15 protein-coding genes are annotated in these 19,563 nt (G+C 64.7%); 10 read left to right on the top strand and 5 right to left on the bottom strand.

What is annotated here, in order from left to right; translation table 11 throughout:
• Positions 1–104: 104 nt before the first annotated feature.
• Positions 105–1,304: a caspase family protein gene (locus KL771_RS11485; protein WP_261968697.1), complete on the bottom strand. Its 1,200-nt coding sequence runs from the start codon at positions 1,302–1,304 to the stop codon at positions 105–107.
• A 385-nt stretch (positions 1,305–1,689) separates the two neighbouring features.
• On the opposite strand from KL771_RS11485, the gene KL771_RS11480 reads away from it, so the two are divergent.
• From KL771_RS11480 to KL771_RS11460, 5 genes are all read left to right on the top strand, one after another.
• The gene (locus tag KL771_RS11480; protein ID WP_261968696.1) at positions 1,690–2,082 is read left to right on the top strand and encodes a hypothetical protein; all 393 of its coding nucleotides are present in this window, start codon (positions 1,690–1,692) and stop codon (positions 2,080–2,082) included.
• Positions 2,083–2,357: 275 nt separating this feature from the next.
• The gene (locus KL771_RS11475; RefSeq protein ID WP_261968695.1) at positions 2,358–3,035 is read left to right on the top strand and encodes a glutathione S-transferase family protein; all 678 of its coding nucleotides are present in this window, start codon (positions 2,358–2,360) and stop codon (positions 3,033–3,035) included.
• A gap of 153 nt (positions 3,036–3,188) precedes the next feature.
• Positions 3,189–4,181 (top strand): UDP-glucose 4-epimerase GalE, encoded by a 993-nt coding sequence (gene galE / locus KL771_RS11470; protein WP_261968694.1) that lies wholly within the window; start codon positions 3,189–3,191, stop codon positions 4,179–4,181.
• A 687-nt stretch (positions 4,182–4,868) separates the two neighbouring features.
• Complete coding sequence (locus tag KL771_RS11465) at positions 4,869–6,074, top strand: porin (protein WP_261968693.1); 1,206 nt, start codon at positions 4,869–4,871, stop codon at positions 6,072–6,074.
• Between the two features lie 1,022 nt (positions 6,075–7,096).
• Positions 7,097–8,314 (top strand): porin, encoded by a 1,218-nt coding sequence (locus KL771_RS11460; protein WP_261968692.1) that lies wholly within the window; start codon positions 7,097–7,099, stop codon positions 8,312–8,314.
• Between the two features lie 373 nt (positions 8,315–8,687).
• On the opposite strand, the gene KL771_RS11455 is transcribed toward KL771_RS11460, so the two are convergent.
• Both KL771_RS11455 and KL771_RS11450 read right to left on the bottom strand, forming a co-directional pair.
• The gene (locus KL771_RS11455) at positions 8,688–9,653 is read right to left on the bottom strand and encodes an alpha/beta fold hydrolase (RefSeq protein WP_261968691.1); all 966 of its coding nucleotides are present in this window, start codon (positions 9,651–9,653) and stop codon (positions 8,688–8,690) included.
• Between the two features lie 73 nt (positions 9,654–9,726).
• The gene (locus KL771_RS11450; RefSeq protein WP_261968690.1) at positions 9,727–11,748 is read right to left on the bottom strand and encodes a lytic transglycosylase domain-containing protein; all 2,022 of its coding nucleotides are present in this window, start codon (positions 11,746–11,748) and stop codon (positions 9,727–9,729) included.
• A 311-nt stretch (positions 11,749–12,059) separates the two neighbouring features.
• Between KL771_RS11450 and dapA the strand changes: the two genes are divergently transcribed.
• Both dapA and smpB read left to right on the top strand, forming a co-directional pair.
• Entirely contained in the window at positions 12,060–12,938 is an 879-nt protein-coding gene (dapA, locus tag KL771_RS11445) for a 4-hydroxy-tetrahydrodipicolinate synthase (RefSeq protein WP_261968689.1), read from the top strand.
• A 13-nt stretch (positions 12,939–12,951) separates the two neighbouring features.
• On the top strand, positions 12,952–13,425 hold the full coding sequence (smpB, locus tag KL771_RS11440) for an SsrA-binding protein SmpB (protein WP_261968688.1): 474 nt from the start codon (positions 12,952–12,954) through the stop codon (positions 13,423–13,425).
• A 75-nt stretch (positions 13,426–13,500) separates the two neighbouring features.
• On the opposite strand, the gene KL771_RS11435 is transcribed toward smpB, so the two are convergent.
• Both KL771_RS11435 and KL771_RS11430 read right to left on the bottom strand, forming a co-directional pair.
• Positions 13,501–14,154, bottom strand: coding sequence for a uracil-DNA glycosylase (locus KL771_RS11435; protein WP_261968687.1), 654 nt, complete (start codon positions 14,152–14,154; stop codon positions 13,501–13,503).
• A 317-nt stretch (positions 14,155–14,471) separates the two neighbouring features.
• A complete protein-coding gene (locus tag KL771_RS11430) occupies positions 14,472–15,083 on the bottom strand; it encodes a LabA-like NYN domain-containing protein (protein ID WP_261968686.1) in 612 nt (203 codons plus the stop codon).
• A 516-nt stretch (positions 15,084–15,599) separates the two neighbouring features.
• On the opposite strand from KL771_RS11430, the gene rpoZ reads away from it, so the two are divergent.
• From rpoZ to KL771_RS11415, 3 genes are all read left to right on the top strand, one after another.
• Complete coding sequence (gene rpoZ, locus KL771_RS11425; RefSeq protein WP_054361083.1) at positions 15,600–15,980, top strand: DNA-directed RNA polymerase subunit omega; 381 nt, start codon at positions 15,600–15,602, stop codon at positions 15,978–15,980.
• Between the two features lie 557 nt (positions 15,981–16,537).
• Complete coding sequence (locus tag KL771_RS11420) at positions 16,538–18,763, top strand: RelA/SpoT family protein (RefSeq protein ID WP_261968685.1); 2,226 nt, start codon at positions 16,538–16,540, stop codon at positions 18,761–18,763.
• Between the two features lie 458 nt (positions 18,764–19,221).
• Positions 19,222–19,560 carry a hypothetical protein gene (locus KL771_RS11415; protein WP_261968684.1) on the top strand — a complete coding sequence of 113 codons (339 nt, stop codon included), beginning with the start codon at positions 19,222–19,224 and terminating at the stop codon, positions 19,558–19,560.
• Positions 19,561–19,563 lie beyond the last annotated feature (3 nt).

Here is a 19,563-nt window from a genome sequence, read left to right as displayed (position 1 = left end):
GCGGCTCGGTCCGACCCGGGCGGAATGACCGCCTCCGTCGCCGGGCCGGCGGTGCCGGATGTCGGTGGTCTCGCGCCCTCTGCCCAAACAGGAACCGGCGGCCGCTACAGAAGAACCTCCTTTACGGCCTCGACCACGAAGGACCCCTGCAGATGCCTCAAGGTGAGCTGTACGGCGCTGACGCCGCTGGTCGTCTTGTCGCTCCGCGCGTGGCGATACATGATCTTGAACGTCACGATCAGCTTGTCGCTTGAGAAGGTGGCGACCTGCAAGGTTTCTTCGATGAGTTGAAAGCTGCGGATAGGCCAGCGGTTCTGAAACGCGATCTGGTCGGCGAGCACGAAATCGCGGCGGACCAAGCCCTTCTGATAGTAGTCGACGGACTCCGCGTAGCGGGCAGTTTCCTTGAGATATTCGTAGACGATGAAGTCGCGCACCCGCGAACGCGTCGGGGATGCGTCGATCGGGGGATTCCAGGTCGCCGCGGTCGTGCTTCCCGGCCCCGGTCGGTCGTTGCTCGAAGGCGCGTTCCCGGCCCCCGGGCGGAGCGCGACCGTCCGCCCGCCGAGCGACCCGGCGACATAGGGTATCTGTCGATTGGTCGTGGCTTTGGCGACATCGTCGCGGACGCGGCCGAGAGCGAGGCGGATATCCAGACCCACTGTGGTCAGATGGCGGGCGAGGGCGCTGGTGAAGGGACTGTTCGGGCCGCTCCCGTCAAGGGCAGTCTGGCCGGGCGCCGCCGCATAGGCGACGAGAACATCCTCGGGGGTATCGTCGATCCGCCTCAGACCCTTGCTCACCGATCCCTTCGTCCGGCGCAGAGTGCCGATGAAAGGATTGTCCCGGCAGGCATCCAGCAAGATCAATTTCAGCCGCGATGCGCCCTCCAGCGCCGCCATGACGTCGTCGAGCGGGATGGCCTGATATTTGACCTCCCGATCGGAGGTCAGATGTGCGTCGACCGGGATCAGATAGTTGACCCCGTTGACCTCGATGCCGTGGCCGGAAAAGAAGACGACCCCGATTTCTGCCCCTTTCGATTCCAATTCAAAGGCATTCAGGGCATCGGAAAACGCCATTCGATCCACGTTCGTACGATCGATAATGACGTCAAAACCTGCCTCTTCAAGAACTCTCCGCATGGTTCGAAGGTCGTTTTCAGGATTTTGCAATGCGGCATCGTTCCGGTATGCAGCATTCCCGATCAGCAGCGCAACGCGCTTGGCCTCGGCAATTTGTGGCATGAAGACAAAAACGACGGCAAATAAAAAAACGATGAGATTGGTTCGATGAAATGACATGGCATAATCTCCATATTCCAACGAATATCTGCAGTCTGCCAAAGGCGCTGCTGTCTTTCAAGCCAAGATCGAGCGCCTTTCACGCTCGATGCGCAGAGGCCCGCGGAGAGGGTCGGCGCCGCGGGTGACGGGGTGACGCGTCCTGTGGACGGCGGTGGATGTTAGGAATCCGGTAACCTTGAGGGTCTTTGAAAGGCGGCGAGGAAAGTGCGGCCCAGCGGGTGCCCCGATCGAGCCCGATTGTCGCCCCATCGACCCGCCAACCTGAACCTCGGCAACGGGAATCGGCGTCTCCCTGACCGTCTGGCGGCCTGATCGGCTGCGGCACGGGTCGGCGAGGCTATGTGCGCCCGCTGCCGCTGCAAGCCGCCGGAAAGGACCGCCCATGTTTCGCCCCCTCGACACCCGCGTCGTGCTGCTCGGCATCATTGCGCTCGCCATCGCCACGTTCGATGCGCCGCGTGCCAGCGATCCGGGGACCCATGCCAAGGCGATCGCCGGCGGGAAGGTGGCGGTGGAGACCGGTTGGGTCGCCGCGCAGACCTGCTGGACCTTCGACGGTGCGACCGAGGGCGCCCCGGCGGGGCTGGTCGAGCCGGACGCGACGCTTCCGGTGACCATGCGGGTCAAACGCAGCGGCGACCTGTGCGGTCAGGCGCTGACGCCCGTGAAGGCGCGGTTCGAGGTTGCCGATCGGCCGGGCGCGCATGCCGTGATGATCTATGTCGTTGCCGGCGAGAAGCTGATGGCGACCCAGCGGACGGCGATCCGGCGATGAAGGCGCCGCGTCCCCCGATCGCGCCCGCACCGGGCGGGGCGCGCCGGCGCCCGGCCTCCCGGCGCATCGGTCTGCTTGGGCCCGGCACCATCCGGGACGGCTTGGCGCGGGCCTGAGCATGGCCGCGCCGGTCGGCATCGGCGAAGCCCGGCCCGCACCTCTGCCGGGGCCGGTTGGCAGACCGGCAGATCGGCGGTCTGGCCAGCGGTGGCCCGCCATGCCAGTCTCCATCGCCTCGGTCGCGAAGATCGCGACGGACACAACCGGATCCCCTCATGCTGCTCTATGATCTCGCCGGTGCCGACGATCGCCGTTTCAGTCCCTATTGCTGGCGGGTGAAGCTGGCGCTGGCGCACAAGGGGCTGCCGTTCGAGACGGTGGCGACCGGTTTCACGCAGATCGCCGCGATCGGCGACGGCAGCCATCGCACCGTTCCGGTCCTGATCGATGGCGAACGGCAGATTCGCGAGAGCTTCGTGATCGCCGAGTATCTGGAAGACCGGTTCGCCGACCGGCCGAGCCTGTTCGGCGGGCCGGGCGGCCGGGCCGCAGCGCGGCTGATCGACGGCTATGCGACAAGCCTTCTCGTGCAGATCGGACGCATGGTCACGCTCGACATCGAGGGCATTCTGCGCCCCGAGGACCGGAGCTACTTCCGGACCACGCGCGAGAAGCGCTTCGGCAAGCCGCTCGAGGAGGTCGTCGCGGGGCGCGAGGACCGGCTGGCCGGCTTCCGCGAAACGTTGCTGCCGCTGCGCCTGATGCTGCGCCACCAGCCCTTCGTCGGCGGAGCGGGCGCCAACTACGCCGACCATATCCTGTTCGGCACCCTGCAATGGCCGCGCGTGGTGTCGTCCTTCCGTCTGATCGCCGAGGACGACCCGGTTGCCGCCTGGTTCGAGCGTTGCCTCGATCTCTATGACGGGCTCGGCCGGGCCCAGGCTGCGGCCTGACCGACGGCGGGTACCGGGCAGCGGCCGGGATCGGTCGAAACCCGGAATGTCAGCCACGCCGGCGCTCTTCACGGACGCGCAACCCTTCTCCGACATGCTCCGGCTGCGCCTCCGCAAGGGAGCGCGCGCCATGGACGAGACGCGGAGAGCGGAATGACGGTACTGGTCACCGGCGGCGCCGGCTATATCGGCAGCCACATGGTCTGGGAACTGGTCGACCGCGACGAGCCGGTGGTGGTTCTCGACCGGCTGAGCACCGGCTTCCGCTGGGCCGTGGCGCCCGAGGCGGCATTCGTCGAGGGCGACATCGGCGACGAGGCACTGCTCGACGACGTGATCGCGCGTTTCGGCGTCGATGCCATCATCCATTTCGCCGGTTCGGTCGTGGTCCCGGATTCGGTCGCCGACCCGCTCGGCTACTATCTCAACAACACCGTCAAATCCCGCGCTGTCATCGCCGCCGCCGTGCGCAACGGCGTCCGGCACTTCGTCTTCTCCTCGACCTCGGCCGTCTATGGCGATCCGCCGACGATCCCCGTCGGCGAGGATGCGCCGCTGAAGCCGCTGTCGCCCTACGGCACCTCCAAGCTGATGACCGAACTGATGCTGGCCGACGTCGCGGCCGCTCACGACTTCCGCTATGCCGCCCTGCGCTACTTCAATGTCGCCGGCGCCGATCCGAAGGGGCGCACCGGCCAGTCGACCCGCGGCGCGACGCATCTGATCAAGGTGGCGGTGGAGACCGCGCTCGGCGATCGGCCGGAGATCCAGGTCTTCGGCACCGACTACGACACGCCCGACGGCACCGGCGTGCGCGACTATATCCATGTCGCCGATCTGATCGACGCGCATGTCCGCGCCCTCGACCATCTGCGCGCCGGCAATCCGAGCCTCATCGCCAATTGCGGCTACGAGCGGGGGTTTTCGGTTCTGGAGGTGTTGAAGGCAGTGGAGCGCGTCGCCGGCCTGAGCCTGCCGGTCCGCATCGCGCCGCGCCGTCCCGGTGACAGCCCGAAGGTGGTGGCGCGGTCGGAGCGTGTTCGGCAGGTGCTCGGCTGGGCGCCGCGCTGGGACGATCTCGATACCATCGTCGGCCATGCCCTGGCCTGGGAACGCAGCCGCCGCCGGCGCAACGACCTGCGTTAGAGTTCGTGGTTCGATCGAGACGGATGATCTCCCAACCGTCTCGATCGAACCACTTACATTTTTGACTGCTCGGTCGGATCCGCAGGAATCGGACGGTGCTCCGGATGCGGCCGCCTCGCTCGTCGCGTCCGTCGGACGATTCCCGTCCGGACAGGCGGCGATCGTCGCACGCCCGGCAACCGACCGGCATTGCGGTCGATTCGAGCGATGGCGGCGGGGTGCGCCCCCCCGAATCTGCCCGCTCCGGATCGCTGCCGTCCATTGGTTCGGCCGGCGCCCGGGGGGAATCGATCCGGCGGCTCCCGAACGGAAGAGGGGGCGCGCCTGCGTGCCCGAGCTCGGGAGCGGCCGCCCGACGGATTCGATCCGACCGCTCCCGAATGGCTGAAACGCGGCAGTTTTTGAACCTTCTCGAGTTTCAATATAGAAAGTCAAATATATCTATAAAAATGAATATTGAGCAATATCGTCGTTCTTTAAAATTCATCTATCAGAATAATTATCGTGCTTTGGCTGCAACGTTCCATCCGATAGCGCCCCTCCGGCAGCATTTGGGGACTGATTAGACTTCAAATTCGAGCGTCGGTGCGTAATGTCGTGTCGATCGGTGACGCGAGGGTCCACGTGAACCTCCAATCGGGTCAGGATTGGTCACCGGCAGACACGAACCAACAGGGGGTTCACCACATGAAGTTCAAGCTCGCCACCATGGCTGCCGCCATGTTCGCCGCCACCGGTGCCGCCTCGGCGGCCGACCTGGGCCGTCCGGCCCCGGCCGCGGTCGACTACGTCAAGGTTTGCGACGCCTACGGCGCCGGCTTCTTCTACATCCCGGGCAGCCAGACCTGCCTCAAGATCGGCGGCTATGTCCGCGCCGAGTATCGCGCCTACGACTTCGACGACACCTTCGCCGCTCTCGCCGGCAAGACGGTCGGCACCAACAATCCGACCCACAACGACTTCACCACCCGCGTTCGCGCTCAGGTGACCCTCGACGCCCGCACCAACACCGAGTTCGGTCTGCTGCGTTCGTTCACCGAAGCCTGGTGGACCGTCGACTCGGGCAACTCGACCCCGACCGTCACCCTCTGGAACGCCTACATCCAGTTCGGTGGCCTGACCGCCGGTCGCGCCCAGTCCTTCTTCGACTTCTACACCGGCACGACCTACGGCTCGTATTTCGAAGCCGCGCATTCGGACACGAAGGTCAACCTGCTCGCCTACACCTTCTCGTTCGGCAACGGCGTGTCCGCCAGCCTCTCGCTGGAAGACCCGACCGTCGGCTCGAACAGCCGCCGTCTGTCGTCGATCTTCAACGGCTTCGCCACGTCTCCCTATGGCGGCGTCAAGATGCTCGACGTGGTCGGCAACGTGCGCATCGCCCAGGCCTGGGGTTCTGCCCAGCTGATGGCCGCTGCTCATGAGGACGTGTCGAGCCTCACCAACACCACCAAGTGGGGCTATGCCGTCGGCGGCGGCGTGACCGTCAACCTGCCGATGATCGCCGCTGGCGACACCATCAACCTGCAGGCCGTCTACTCGAAGGGCGCGGTTGCCTATGCCGGCGCCGACCTCTCGATGGGCGCTCTCGACTTCATCCAGACCGGCAAGAACAACCTCGCCCAGAGCACTGCCTGGTCGGTCGCCGGTGGCGTCGTCCACTACTGGACCCCGAAGCTGTCCACCGCGGTCAACGGTTCGTACCTGAAGGTCGACACCGCGACCACGTCCTTCCTGGACTACAAGCAGATCGACGCTCAGATCAACACGGTCTACACGATCGTTCCGGGCATGACGATCGGCGGCGAGCTCGAATACCGCAAGATCGACTTCACCAAGGGCGGCGACACCGACGCCCTGGTCGGTCTGCTCCGCTTCCAGCGGAACTTCTGATCCTAACAAGGATCCGGAAGTCCTCTGACGGACACGAGAACCCGGCGGGCAACTGCCGGGTTTTTGTTTTGAGAGTGATGTTGGTGTGATGTCCGAATTGCTTTGAAGGCCGGCCGTTTCGAGGTCGGGTTGTCGCGGGACCATGGCCGTCGTGGTGCCCCCCGGGGTGCAGGCCGGCCGGAAGCGGACGCGGCCGATCTTGAGCGACGACACTTCGAAGGTTCAGGATCGGGGTATCGGCGCCGTCGCGGATGGTGCGAGTGGTTCGATCGAGACGGATGGTTCTCATCCGTCTCGTGAATCTGAACCGCTCACTTTTTGACCCCTGGAGCGTGACCGGCCCGGCGCGGGGCGGTGGGGCCGGTCGCACTTGTCCTCTCCCGCCCCGTCTTGCCCACGGTCACGGTCGGATGGTGCCGGACGCGGGACACGATCGGACCCAGCGCAGGGTTTTCGGATCTGTCCGACATCCCCTTCGGTCGGGATTCGCGGTCTGCATCCGCCGGATGATCGCAGATCGCGGCTCCGACTCGAATCGAACATCCGCAGGCGGCTGCCCTGCGTTGATTTTGACGGCTATCCACCCGGATAGCAGGCATCGGGGTGAAGGCGCGCGGCCCGAGGGTCGGTTCGGCCGGACAATACCTTTCAGTCCGAACGATTCCCCGTTTCGGCGGGCGACCAGCATCGGGATGGCTGCAGCGTCCGTTGGTCAGTTTGAAAAAATTATAATTATGCAATAACTTAGATGGTATTCCAGGGTCCCCGGGGGCGTTGGCAGGGTCCAGGTGACGCTGGAAAACAAAACATCGAGAAATTCATATATATAAATTAGTACTGTGTTTTTGCGGCTACTGACAATTTCGAATGCGTCTATGAACCTGAATTCCAAGACATTGCATCTTCAAAATATGCGGCCGGTGCGTAATGTCGTGTCGATCGGTGACGCGAGGGTCCACGTGAACCTCCAATCGGGTCAGGATTGGTCACCGGCAGACACGAACCAACAGGGGGTTCACCACATGAAGTTCAAGCTCGCCACCATGGCTGCCGCCATGTTCGCCGCCACCGGTGCCGCCTCGGCGGCCGACCTGGGCCGTCCGGCCCCGGCCGCGGTCGACTACGTCAAGGTTTGCGACGCCTACGGCGCCGGCTTCTTCTACATCCCGGGCAGCCAGACCTGCCTCAAGATCGGCGGCTACGTCCGCGCCGAGTATCGCGCCTACGACTTCGACAACGCCTTCGCCGCTCTCGCCGGCAAGACGGTCGGCACCAACGACCCGACCCATCATGACTTCACCACCCGCGTTCGCGCTCAGGTGACCCTCGACGCCCGCACCAACACCGAGTTCGGTCTGCTGCGTTCGTTCACCGAAGCCTGGTGGACCGTCGACTCGGGCTCGTCCTCCCCGACCGTCACCCTCTGGAACGCCTACATCCAGTTCGGTGGCCTGACCGCCGGTCGCGCCCAGTCGTTCTTCGACTTCTACACCGGCACGACCTACGGCTCGTATTTCGAAGCCGCGCATTCGGACACGAAGGTCAACCTGCTCGCCTACACCTTCTCGTTCGGCAACGGCGTGTCCGCCAGCCTCTCGCTGGAAGACCCGACCACCGGCTCCAACAGCCGTCGCCTGTCGTCGATGTTCGCCGCTCCGTTCACCATCACGGGCCCGACCAGCTACGGCGGCGTCAAGATGCTCGACGTGGTCGGCAACGTGCGCATCGCCCAGGCCTGGGGTTCTGCCCAGCTGATGGCCGCTGCTCATGAGAACACCAACAACTTCAATAACACCACCAAGTGGGGTTATGCGGTTGGCGGTGGCGTGACCGTCAACCTGCCGATGCTCGCCGCCGGCGACACCATCAACCTGCAGGCCGTCTACTCGAAGGGCGCGGTTGCCTATGCCGGCGCCGACCTCTCGATGGGCGCTCTCGACTTCGTCCAGACCGGCAAGAACAACCTCGCCCAGAGCACTGCCTGGTCGGTCGCCGGTGGCTTCGTCCACTACTGGACCCCGAAGATCTCCACCGCGGTCAACGGTTCGTACCTGAAGGTCGACACCGCCACCACGTCCTTCCTGGACTACAAGCAGTTGGACGCGCAGGCGAACATCGTCTACACGATCGTTCCCGGCATGACCATCGGTGGCGAACTCGAATACCGCAAGATCGACTTCACCAAGGGCGGCGACACCGACGCCCTGGTCGGTCTGCTCCGCTTCCAGCGGAACTTCTGATCCTAACAAGGATCGGAAAGTCCTCTGACGGACACGAGAAACCCAGCGGGCAACCGCTGGGTTTTTTCGTCTTGATTTCGGAATGGCCCATAGGGTCCATGCGGGCTGTCGATCGGTACGGGCGCGACCGGCCGCGAAGCGGTCGGCGGATGCGGTGTCTGATTGGGGAGCCTTGCGGCCCGGTCCGGAAGCAGCCGCTGCCTCTGCGGATCGCCAACACCTGGCGCCGGCGGCGGAGATGTCCGGCGGGGGGCGTCGTCCGCATCGGACCCTTGCGGAACGATCCGACCGTCGGGCGGTCTGCAGGCAGACGCGGGTCTGCAGGCAGACGCGGGTCTGCAGGCAGCATCCGCCAGCGGGGGGGGGGGATCGATCAGGCGGGCAGGGTGCCGAGAAAGGCCGTGATCGCGTCGAGCGTCGGGTCGTCTTCCAGCAGCGGCGCGTGTCCCTGCCGCGGGACGGTGTGGGCGATCAGGCCCGGATGCAGACCGGCCATGTCGTCGACGGTCCCGGCCGACAGGATGGTGGAGAACTCACCGCGAATGACCATGACCGGCTTGGCGCCGAGCGCCGCGAAGGCGCCGGTGAGATCGATCGGCGGCATGTCCGGCGTCAGGGCATCCAGGCTGCGGGCGATGTCCGGATCGTAGTCGAGCGCGGGCCGGCCGTTGCGGTCGCGCCAGAGCCGGCGGGCGAAGCGATCCCAGGCCGCCGCGTCGAGGTCCGGAAAGGTGGCGCCGACCGCGGCTTTTGCGGCCTCGCCCGCCGCGGGCCAGTCTCCCGGGACAGTCGCGCCGGCAAGATAGCTGCGGATTCGGATCAGGCCGTCGATTTCAATGCGCGCGCCGATGTCGTTCAGGATGGCTGCCACGATCCGGTCCGGTCCCATCGCGGCCGCCACCATACTGACGATGCCGCCGCGCGAGGTGCCGAGAAAGACCGCCCGGTCGATCCCCAATCCGTCCATGGCGCGGATCACGTCGCCGGCTTCGGTCGCCGGGTCGTAGCCCCGGCCGCCCGGCGACGGTTCGGAGGCGCCGCGACCGCGCAGATCCAAAGAGATCACCCGCCGGCTGGCTGCGAATCGCGCCGCCACGGGTTCGAAGTCGCGCCCGTTGCGTGTCAGGCCGGGCAGACAGAGGAGAGGGGGCCCGTTCTGGCCGTCCGCCCGATAGTCGCGTCCGGCAAGCGCCAGGCCGTCCATGCTGAAATAGCGGAACGGCCGATAGGGCGTGCCGAGCACGTCGCACTGCTGCCCGCCCATGGCCAGCCAGTCGGCAGGCCGGGGTCCGATTGCGTCCGATGCCTGAGTCCGCGGGCTTTCGATGCCGTTGGTCATGGTCCCCCCGAACGGCCGCCCTCCATCGCATGATAGCTGCGACGCGTCGAGGGGGTGACGACGGTCCTGTCGATCAGTTCCCGGTCGCCGTCGCGCCGATCGAACCGGTGACGGTCGCCCCGCGCGCACCGACACCGCGGCGCAGATCGTCGGCGATCTGCAGACGCTGGCCTTCCATGCGGAAGCGGTAGACCTGCAGATTCTCCAGGACGCGATGAACGTAGTTGCGGGTCTCGGAGAAGGGGATGCGTTCCATCCAGTCGATCGGGTCGACGGCCGGATCGCGCGGATCGCCATAGGCCTGGACCCATTCGCGGATGCGCCCCGGACCGGCATTGTAGCCGGCGATCGCCATGACGTAGTTGCCGTCGTAGTTCTGCACGAGATTGTTCACGTAGGCCGCGCCGAGGCGAACGTTGTAGCGCACGTCGTTGCGCCACATGTTGGCATCGAACCCGATGCCGAGCTTCTTGGCCGCCTCGCGGCCGGTCACCGGCATCACCTGGAAGATCCCGGTCGCACCCGCGCTGGAGACGACCGACTGGTTGAACTCGCTCTCCTGCCGGGTGATCGAGAAGGTGAGCGCCTTTTCGAGCCCGCTCGTGTCGATGTCGGCCGGCAGGCCCTTCAGCGGGAAGGCGAGCACCTCCATGTCGAGGCCACGCTGCGCTGCGGCCTTGCCGGCCATGACCGCATAGTTCACCCAGCCCTGACCCTCGGCAATGTTGATCAGGATGGCGACCTGGCCGGGAGTCGGCAGGGTGTCAGCGAGATGCCGGTAGAAGGCCGCGGCCAGATCCTTGCGGCCGACGCGCTGCAGCTTGATCAGCGCGGCGAAGCGGTCGTCGCGCTCGGCCGCCGCCTTATCGGCTCCGCTCGGCACGATCGTGCGCTGCAGCCCGAGGTCGGTCATGCCGAGCTTGGCGCGCGCCAGCTGACCATAGAAGGTGAAGCCATATTGCGCCGCCTTGGCGTAGTAGTCGCGGGCCGTGCCGCCGGCGCCGGCCTCCGAAGCGCGGCCGAGCCAGTAATAGGCGCGGGCCTGGGTGACCGGCTTGGACGAGGCTTCCGCGACGCGCGCGAAATAGCTCATCGCCGTGCGCGGTTCCTTCAGGTAGCGCAGGGCCAGCCAGCCGGTGTGGAAATCCGCATCGGCCTGAATGGCCGGGCTCGAACCGGTATGGCCGGCGACGATCCGGTATGCGGTCTTGGGGTCGCCGGCATCGAGGATCTTGCGCGAGACGATGCGCTTCTCCTCCCACCATTCGTCCGGCACGACCATCTGTTTGGGATCGCGCGGCGCCCGGAGCAGCAGTTCGGCGGCCTCCTGCCAGCGCTCGCTGCGCCTGGCCCATTGCGCGCGGCCGAACAGATAGGCGGTCTCGCTCTTGATTTCCGACGGGACCTGGTCGAGCAGCTTGCCGGCATTGCCGGCCTTGCGTTCCACCGCCAAACGGGCCGCGGCCAGCTTCTGGTAGGCAGGACTCATGCGCCGGGCGATGCGCACGGCATCGGAGCTGCGGCCCTTGAGCAGCGCCAGCTCCAGCCGGGCGCGGTGCTCGGACGCCGGCAGCAGGGATCCGAATTCGGCCAGGATCGCGGCCTCGTCCTGCTCGGACAGGGATTCGTCGCGCCAGGCGAGGCGGACCCAGGCGGCGGCATCCTGCGTGCGGCCCTTTTCGAGGAGCGCGCGCGCCAGCATCATCCGGCCGCGATTGGAGTAGGGCCGACTGCCCTGGAAGGCCTGGATGATGATGTCGGCCGGGGGCTTCTCGCGCTCCAGCGCCTGCTCGGCCCGGCGACGGAACATCTCCGGGTCCGGCCAATGCGGGTTGGCGAGCGCGAACTGGGTGATCGACTGCGATGAGATTTCCGGAGTGCCCAGGCGGATGATCAGCCAGTCGGCGATCTTGGCCTCGACCACGTCGAGCTGCGAGCGCATGCCGTTGACACCCGAGACATCGCCCCGGCTGGCCAGTTCGATGGCGCGCGCAAGCTCGGCGTCTCCGGCATGAGACTGGCCGGTTCCGGCGAGAATGGCGATCGCGCTGGCAAAGGCCATGGCGGCGAGCCGGCGCCGAATCGGTCCGAGCATACTCTCAACTCCTACTGACAAACGTTCTGCACCCGGACGCCCTCCATCGATCGCCCCGGCCGGACGTCCCGACCTTGTCGGAGGAGGGTGAACAAAGGGTTGACCGCCTGCCGTTTCCCGAGACTCCCCCGCGCCATCCTCTCGGCTTGCCGACGCCTGTCGCAGCCACTATTGTCGCGGCCCGCGCCGGGTTTACCCGCAGCTTCGAGCCGGACTTGCGCCGTCTTGAAGACCCAATACGTCGAAAACACGACCGCGCCAACCACAACGCCAGCAGGACGCCGCCGACCGGCATCCGGAGGACCATCAGGATGTTCAAGGGATCGCTCCCCGCCCTCGTCACGCCCTTCCGCAACGGCGCGGTCGACGAGAAAGCCCTGGGCGATTTCGTCGAGTGGCAGATCCGCGAGGGCAGCCATGGCCTGGTGCCCTGCGGCACGACGGGCGAGAGCCCGACGCTGTCCCATGCCGAACACAAGCGCGTCGTCGAATTGGTCATAGAGGTCGCAGCCGGTCGTGTGCCTGTGATTGCCGGGGCCGGCTCGAACAACACCGCCGAGGCGATCGACCTGGCCCGGCATGCCGAAACGTCCGGCGCCCAGGGGGTGCTGGTCGTGGCGCCCTATTACAACAAGCCGAGCCAGGAAGGCGTCTACCAGCATTTCCGGGCCATCGACGCCGCGGTCGGCATCCCGATCATCGTCTACAACATCCCGCCGCGCAGCGTGATCGACATCTCGGTCGAAACGCTGGCGCGCATCAAGCGCGACTGCAAGAACGTGGTCGGCGTCAAGGACGCCACCATGAACCTGAACCGGCCTTCGCTGGAGCGGATGACGATCGGGGCGGACTGGCTGATGCTGTCCGGCGAGGACGGCACCGCGCTCGGCTACATGGCGCATGGCGGCGCCGGCTGCATCTCGGTCACCGCCAATGTGGCGCCGAAGCTCTGCGCGGAATTCCAGGAGGCCTGCATGCGCGGCGACTACCGCACCGCGCTGGCCTATCAGGACCGGTTGATGCCGTTGCATCGGGCCCTGTTCCTGGAACCCAACCCGGCCGGGCCGAAATTCGCCCTGTCGCGGCTCGGTCGCATGCAGAATGAGTTGCGCCTGCCGCTCGTTGCCATGTCGGAAGGTCCGCGGGCCGAGGTCGAGGCGGCCATGCGCCATGCGGGCATCCTGAACTGACGAGGAGCATACGATGTCCGCCGACAAGGGCGGCGATCGCAAGATCGCCGCCGAGAACCGGAAAGCCCGGTACTCCTATGAGATCCTGGACGTGTTCGAGGCCGGCATTGCCCTGACCGGTACCGAGGTCAAGTCCCTGCGCGGCGGCAAGTCGAACATCACGGATGCCTATGCGGCCGCCCGCGGCGGCAGCCTGCAGCTCTACAACGCCTATATCCCGGAATACCTGCAGGCGAACCGGTTCAACCACGAGACCCGCCGGCCGCGCCAGTTGCTGATGCACCGGCGCGAGATCGGCAAGCTCGCTGCCGCCGTCGAGCGTGAGGGCATGACGCTGGTCCCGCTCGAGATCTATTTCAACGAAAAGGGTCGCGCCAAGGTCAAGCTGGCCATCGGCCGGGGCAAGAAGGCGCACGACAAGCGCGAATCCGAGAAGGAACGCGACTGGAAGCGCGAGCAGGGCCGGCTGCTGAAGCAGCGCGACTGAGGGCCTGACCCGCGCAGCCAGGGCCAGTGACCATCGCTGGATCTGCGGGTCAAGGCATGGGCGCGCCGCCCCAGGCTATTCGCAGGCCTGGAGATAGGTCTGCACGGCCGCAAATACCGACCGGAACATCTCGGGCGTCAGGACCCCGGTATTCGTGTTGTATCGGGAGCAATGATAGCTGTCGAACAGGGTGATCCTGGTCGGCAGGACATGGCGCGCGCCATGGCCGAAGGCGAGCCGCGCCGCCGGCAGGCCGAAGGCGCGCGTGACGCTGTCATGGGCAATCTTGCCGAGCGCCACCACGGCGCGCAGTCGCGGCCGGTCGGCGATGGCCGCCTTCAGGAACGGCCGGCAGTTGCCGATCTCTGCAGGCGTCGGCTTGTTTTCCGGCGGCACGCAACGCACCGCGTTGACGATGGCCGTGTCGACCAGCGCCAGGCCATCGTCCGGCCGGGCCTGGTAGCGGCCCCGTGCGAAACCGAAGGCGATCAAGGTTTCGTAGAGGAGGTCGCCGGCGAAATCGCCGGTGAACGGGCGGCCGGTGCGGTTCGCGCCGCGCAGTCCGGGCGCGAGGCCGACCACCAGCAGGCGCGCGTCGGGATCGCCGAAGACCGGCACCGGCCCGTTGAACCATTCCGGTTCGCGCCGGCTCCAGTCGGCCCGAAAGCCGGCCAGACGCGGGCAGACCGGGCAGTCGTGCGGCGGATCGATGGATTGTGCTTCGGGCATGACGCTTCGGCGATGGCGTTTCGGGCGGACCGCTTCCGGCCGGCGCGGGACGGGATGTTCCCGCGCCCTGAGATCGTCGGCAGGGCGGCGGCCTGCTGCGGCGACAGTCTGTTGCGGCAACGATCGGCGAGGCCGCACGGCGTGCTTCGCGCGCTACCGATGAACGCGCGCCGCCGGTCCAGGCGCTACCCGCAGCTGCCTGCCCGGGGCGAGGGCCGTGATGGCCATGCCCGAGAGCAGGGCAGGGTGTCGGGCGGCCGATCCGTCCGGGATGTGACGGCCCCGGTGCGCGTCCCGCGGCGCGCGCCGGGATCGGATCAGACGTCGTCGAAGTCGTCCTCGAATTCCGGCGCCTGCTGGCGGCGCTGGGCTTCGCGCTCGGCCATGCGCGCGGCGCGCTCCGCCGGGTCGCGGCCGATCCGGCCCTGCAGGCTGCCCAGTTCGACGAAATGGTCGGCCTGACGGCGCAGGTCGTCGGCGATCATCGGCGGCTGGGTCTGCAGGGTGGAGACCACCGAAACCTTCTTGCCCTTGCGCTGCAGCGCTTCGACCAGACGTCGGAAATCGCCGTCGCCGGAGAACAGGATGATGTGGTCGACGGCGTCGGAAATCTCCATGGCGTCGACGGCCAGTTCGATGTCCATGTTCGCCTTGATCTTCCGACGACCCGAGGAATCGTAGAATTCCTTGGTCGGCTTGGTCACGACCTTGTAGCCGTTGTAATCAAGCCAATCGATCAGCGGGCGAATGGAGGAGTATTCTTGATCTTCGATGAGTGCGGTATAATAATAGGCGCGAAGAAGGTAGCCGCGTCCATGGAATTCCTGAAGGAGTCGCTTGTAGTCGATGTCGAAACCAAGCGACTTCGATGTTGCATACAAATTGGCACCGTCGATAAACAGTGCGATCTTTTCTCGCATGTCGGCCATACTGTCTGCTTCTTTTCTGAATTCTGATTCAGGGGACCCAGCGACGGCTTCTGAAACGTGCCAAACGATGGGTTTTTATGTCCCGCTCTTAAGACGCGGGCGCACTATGACGCCGCAATGGCATAGCCGATCAAAATTTACAACAAAAATTCGAAATTACCCAGGTTTTCTGGACCCTTTGTTAGCCCAACCGTGGTCCCCTGCAGGTGTTCTGTAAGCGGTATGCCATGATTTGTAATCTGGAAACGTTTCCGTCGCGGTAATGCTCGTGGCTTGGTTGCGCAATCGTCGGCAATCCAGTGTTCCCTCTATTCGTCTGACGTGCATCTGACTTCTGTCCGGTCGGGCACTTGACCGCGCCGGGGTGTATCGCGTGACGATTCAAGGCGCAGTCTGGCGCGGCTCACCCGGGAAGCCCTGTCCGGCGGCATGGGCAAATGCGCCGATCCCAGGAAATGGTTGCTTTCCGGCTGCCGTTCCCCTATCAGTCCGCTCGATTCCCTTGGAGTATGAATTATGGCGCGTGTCACCGTCGAGGACTGCATCGACAAGGTGGAGAACCGGTTCGAGCTCGTCCTTCTGGCCAGCCATCGGGCCCGGACGATCTCCTCCGGCTCGCCGATCACCATCGATCGCGACAACGACAAGAACCCGGTCGTCGCCCTGCGCGAGATCGCGGAAGAGAAGGTCAGCCCGGAGGATCTGAAGGAGGAGTTCATCCACTCCCTTCAGAAGTTCGTCGAGGTCGACGAGCCGGAACCCGAAGCCGTTCCGCTGATCGCGTCGGCCTCGTCGGGCGACGACGATGCCGAGCCGCAGTTCGACCGGATGTCGGAAGAAGAACTGCTGCGCGGCCTCGAAGGCCTCGTTCCCCCGGACAAGGAGGAGGAGGACTGATCGTCCTGCCTCCACCGTCGTGCGGATGCCCGGGCCGGTCGCAAGACCGGCCCTTTGCGTTTCCACCCGGTCGCAAGACCGGCCCTTTGCGTTTCCACCCGGTCGCAAGACCGGCCCTTTGCGTTTCCGCCCGGTCACAGGACCGGCCCTTTGCGTTTCCACCCGGTCGCATGACCGGCCTTTTTCGTTGCCGCCGGTCGCGAGACCGGCCTTTTCGTCGGCGCCCGGTCAAGCAGCGGGCGGCCGCTGTTGCCGTTACGACGCTGCGCGCAACGGACGCGCGAAATCGATGGACGAATTGGGTTTTCCGCCGCAATTCCTATGGCATGATGGCCCCTCGGCCGCTTCGGTCGGATCCCACCACGATCTTCCCGTCGTCGGTCCGCCCGTGGCACGACGGTCCGAGAGCAGCCGGGCGGGACGGCAAGGCTGAGCGCCGGATCCGTCGCCGAGTGCCCTTTTTGCGATGGCGCCTCGGTGCCGAAAGACGAAGAACGGGCCGGCCGCGCCCTCCGAAATGGCGCGGCGAACGGCAGCTTGAGCGGATCTGAAACGCGATGATGCGGCAATACGAACTGGTCGAGCGGGTCAAGCGCTACAATCCGAATGCGGACGAGGCGCTGCTCGACAAGGCCTATGTCTATGGAATGATGAAGCATGGAGCGCAGAAGCGCGCCTCCGGCGATCCCTATTTCTCGCATCCGCTCGAAGTCGCCGCCATCCTGACCGACCTGCGTTTCGACGATGCCTCGATCGCCGTCGCCCTGCTGCACGACACGATCGAGGACACCGATGCGACGCGCTCGGAGATCGACGCCCTGTTCGGCGAGGAGATCGGCAGCCTGGTCGAGAGTCTGACCAAGCTCAAGAAACTCGATTTCGTCTCCAAGAAGACCGAGCAGGCCGAGAATTTCCGGCGCCTGCTGCTCGCCGTCGCCGACGACGTGCGCGTGCTGATCGTCAAGCTGGCCGACCGGCTGCACAACATGCGCACGCTGCATTTCGTGCCCGAGGCCAAGCGCTTCCGCGTCTCCGAGGAGACGATGGAGATCTATGCGCCGCTCGCCGGCCGGCTCGGCATGCAGGGCATGCGCGAAGAGCTCGAGGATCTCGCCTTCCGCTATATGAATGCGGAGGCCTATAAGACCATCCAGGCCCGGCTGGAAGCCTTGAGCGAGCGCAATCGCGACCTCGCCACCGTCATCGAACAGGCCCTGACCGAGAAGCTCGGCGCCTCTGCGATCGCCGCCAAGGTCAAGGGACGCATGAAGCGGCCCTATTCGATCTTCGTGAAGATGCAGCGCAAGGGCGTCTCGTTCGAACAGCTCTCCGACGTCTACGGCTTCCGGGTGCTCGTGCCGAGCCTGGACGAGTGCTACCATACGCTCGGCATCGTCCATTCGACCTGGCCGATGGTGCCGGGCCGGTTCAAGGACTACATCTCGACGCCGAAGCAGAACGACTACCGTTCGATCCACACCACCGTGGTCGGGCCTGGCCGGCAGCGCGTCGAACTGCAGATCCGGACCGAGGAGATGCACCGGATCGCCGAATACGGCATCGCCGCCCACGCGCTCTACAAGGATGGCGACCGCATTTCCGGCGGGCGCAACATCGCGCGGCTGACCGAGGCCTCCGGCGCCTATGCCTGGCTGCGCGACACGATCGAGCGGCTGAACGACCCGAACCTGAACCTGGAAGAATTCCTCGAGAACACCAAGCTCGAACTGTTCCACGACCAGGTCTTCTGCTTCACCCCGAAGGGCAAGATCATCGCCCTGCCGCGTGGCGCGACGCCGATCGACTTCGCCTATGCGGTCCACACCGATGTCGGCAACACCTGCGTCGGCGCCAAGATCAACGGCCGCATCATGCCGCTGATGACCGAGCTCTCGAATGGCGACGAGGTCGACATCATCCGCTCCAAGGCGCAGGTGCCGCCGCCGGCCTGGGAGCAGATCGCGGTCACCGGCAAGGCGCGCGCCGCGATCCGGCGCGCCACCCGCGAGGCGGTGCGCAAGCAGTTCGGCGGGCTCGGCCGCCAAATTCTGGTGCGCAGCTTCGACCGCGCCGGCCGCAGCTTTGCCGAGACCGCGCTGGAGCCGGTCATCCACCGGCTCGGCCATTCCTCGATCCAGGACATCATCGCCGCGGTCGGGCGCGGCGAACTGACCTCCGAGGCGGTGCTGAAGGCGGTCTATCCCGACTATCAGGACGAGCGCGCCAGCTCCAATCCGAAGGCCGGGGCCGGGGAGGGCTGGTTCGGCGTCGGCGCCGGCGGCAAGATGAAGTTCCGCGTGCCAGGTGCGGCCTCCGCGCCGGATGCGGAACGCTCGATCCCGATCCGCGGCCTCGCCGGCGACCTGCCGGTGATCTTCGCCCCCAATGGCGGCGCCGTGCCGGGCGACCGCATCGTCGGCATCCTGACCCCCGGCCAGGGCATCACCATCTATCCGATCCAGTCGCCGGACCTGAAGGAATTCGACGACCAGCCCGGCCGCTGGCTCGACGTGCGCTGGGACATCGACCCCGCCGACCCGATCCGCTTCCCGGCCCGCATCGCGCTGACCTCGCTCAACGAACCCGGCTCGCTCGCCCAGATCGCCCAGATCATCGCCGACAACGACGGCAACATCGACAACATCAAGATGATCCGCAAGGGCGCCGACTTCCACGAGATCCTGATCGACCTGGAGGTCTGGGACCTGAAGCACCTGACCCGCATCACCAACCAGCTCCGCTCCAAGCCGATCATCTCGAGCGTGGAGCGGGTGAACGGGTGAGGTGCTGTATGGGAAAGGTGTCGGAATTTTGTGATTGCACCAAACGAGGGAGAGAGGTTACAATTCTGATTAGAAGGTGCGGTCAAGCATTTGCTGAATTGGAAATTCGTGTGTTGTTTTAATCCTGCGACGGTTCGCTATGATAAAATCTGTTTCAAATGAAGATCTGAATTCTATCTGTACAAAATTGTTAAGGAGCGTTTCGGGTGGAAAGTTTATAGTACGATATGGGTCTGGCTGTAACTTGAATATATCAAGTTCTGATATTGATATGGTAATAGTATTGCAGGATAATTCAAATTTATTCGATGTTATAAATTGTATGGCGCCGTTACTTAGAGAGAGTATCGAAGAATTTAATTCATTTATTTCATGTTTCCCTCTACATGAAAGATACTACTATCTTAGTGATAGTCAGTTTGTTAGGAATATACGTCGAACAGGGGTGGAGTTTCGACTTGAGTGAGATTTCTAACGGTTTTTCGAATGGTGATACTGCCTCTTATGAATTGCAGAAACTTGGCTTTTTTAGAGAATCTGCGGTGCTTCGCTGGCTTTCGGTTAGATATAAGATATTAAGTTGGGTAAGTGCGCGTGGAAATGATTTTTATTCAACAGAGCAAGCGCTGCGCATTGCTATTTTAAGTGCTGAATTAAGTGTGGTTGCTGAGAATATAATTATCGCATATTCGATTGGAACAATGGCTGAGTGGGATCAATATTGTAAAATCGATGAATCTGATTTGGCTATTCTTGAAAATGCCTGTACTTTAATCGAATCCGGTCTCAATCGTTAGGTT

The sequence above is a fragment of the Prosthecodimorpha staleyi genome (assembly GCF_018729455.1).
Classification (GTDB): Bacteria; Pseudomonadota; Alphaproteobacteria; order Rhizobiales; family Ancalomicrobiaceae; genus Prosthecodimorpha; species Prosthecodimorpha staleyi.
Note: the sequence above shows the minus strand (reverse complement) of the source record. Positions and strands in the feature narration are given on the sequence as shown.

What these genes read in the sequence shown, in the direction of transcription:
- KL771_RS11485 (WP_261968697.1), bottom strand. Translation starts at nt 1,304, where the DNA reads ATGTCATTTCATCGAACCAATCTCATCGTTTTTTTATTTGCCGTCGTT.
- KL771_RS11480 (WP_261968696.1), top strand. Translation starts at nt 1,690, where the DNA reads ATGTTTCGCCCCCTCGACACCCGCGTCGTGCTGCTCGGCATCATTGCG.
- KL771_RS11475 (WP_261968695.1), top strand. Translation starts at nt 2,358, where the DNA reads ATGCTGCTCTATGATCTCGCCGGTGCCGACGATCGCCGTTTCAGTCCC.
- galE (WP_261968694.1), top strand. Translation starts at nt 3,189, where the DNA reads ATGACGGTACTGGTCACCGGCGGCGCCGGCTATATCGGCAGCCACATG.
- KL771_RS11465 (WP_261968693.1), top strand. Translation starts at nt 4,869, where the DNA reads ATGAAGTTCAAGCTCGCCACCATGGCTGCCGCCATGTTCGCCGCCACC.
- KL771_RS11460 (WP_261968692.1), top strand. Translation starts at nt 7,097, where the DNA reads ATGAAGTTCAAGCTCGCCACCATGGCTGCCGCCATGTTCGCCGCCACC.
- KL771_RS11455 (WP_261968691.1), bottom strand. Translation starts at nt 9,653, where the DNA reads ATGACCAACGGCATCGAAAGCCCGCGGACTCAGGCATCGGACGCAATC.
- KL771_RS11450 (WP_261968690.1), bottom strand. Translation starts at nt 11,748, where the DNA reads ATGCTCGGACCGATTCGGCGCCGGCTCGCCGCCATGGCCTTTGCCAGC.
- dapA (WP_261968689.1), top strand. Translation starts at nt 12,060, where the DNA reads ATGTTCAAGGGATCGCTCCCCGCCCTCGTCACGCCCTTCCGCAACGGC.
- smpB (WP_261968688.1), top strand. Translation starts at nt 12,952, where the DNA reads ATGTCCGCCGACAAGGGCGGCGATCGCAAGATCGCCGCCGAGAACCGG.
- KL771_RS11435 (WP_261968687.1), bottom strand. Translation starts at nt 14,154, where the DNA reads ATGCCCGAAGCACAATCCATCGATCCGCCGCACGACTGCCCGGTCTGC.
- KL771_RS11430 (WP_261968686.1), bottom strand. Translation starts at nt 15,083, where the DNA reads ATGGCCGACATGCGAGAAAAGATCGCACTGTTTATCGACGGTGCCAAT.
- rpoZ (WP_054361083.1), top strand. Translation starts at nt 15,600, where the DNA reads ATGGCGCGTGTCACCGTCGAGGACTGCATCGACAAGGTGGAGAACCGG.
- KL771_RS11420 (WP_261968685.1), top strand. Translation starts at nt 16,538, where the DNA reads ATGATGCGGCAATACGAACTGGTCGAGCGGGTCAAGCGCTACAATCCG.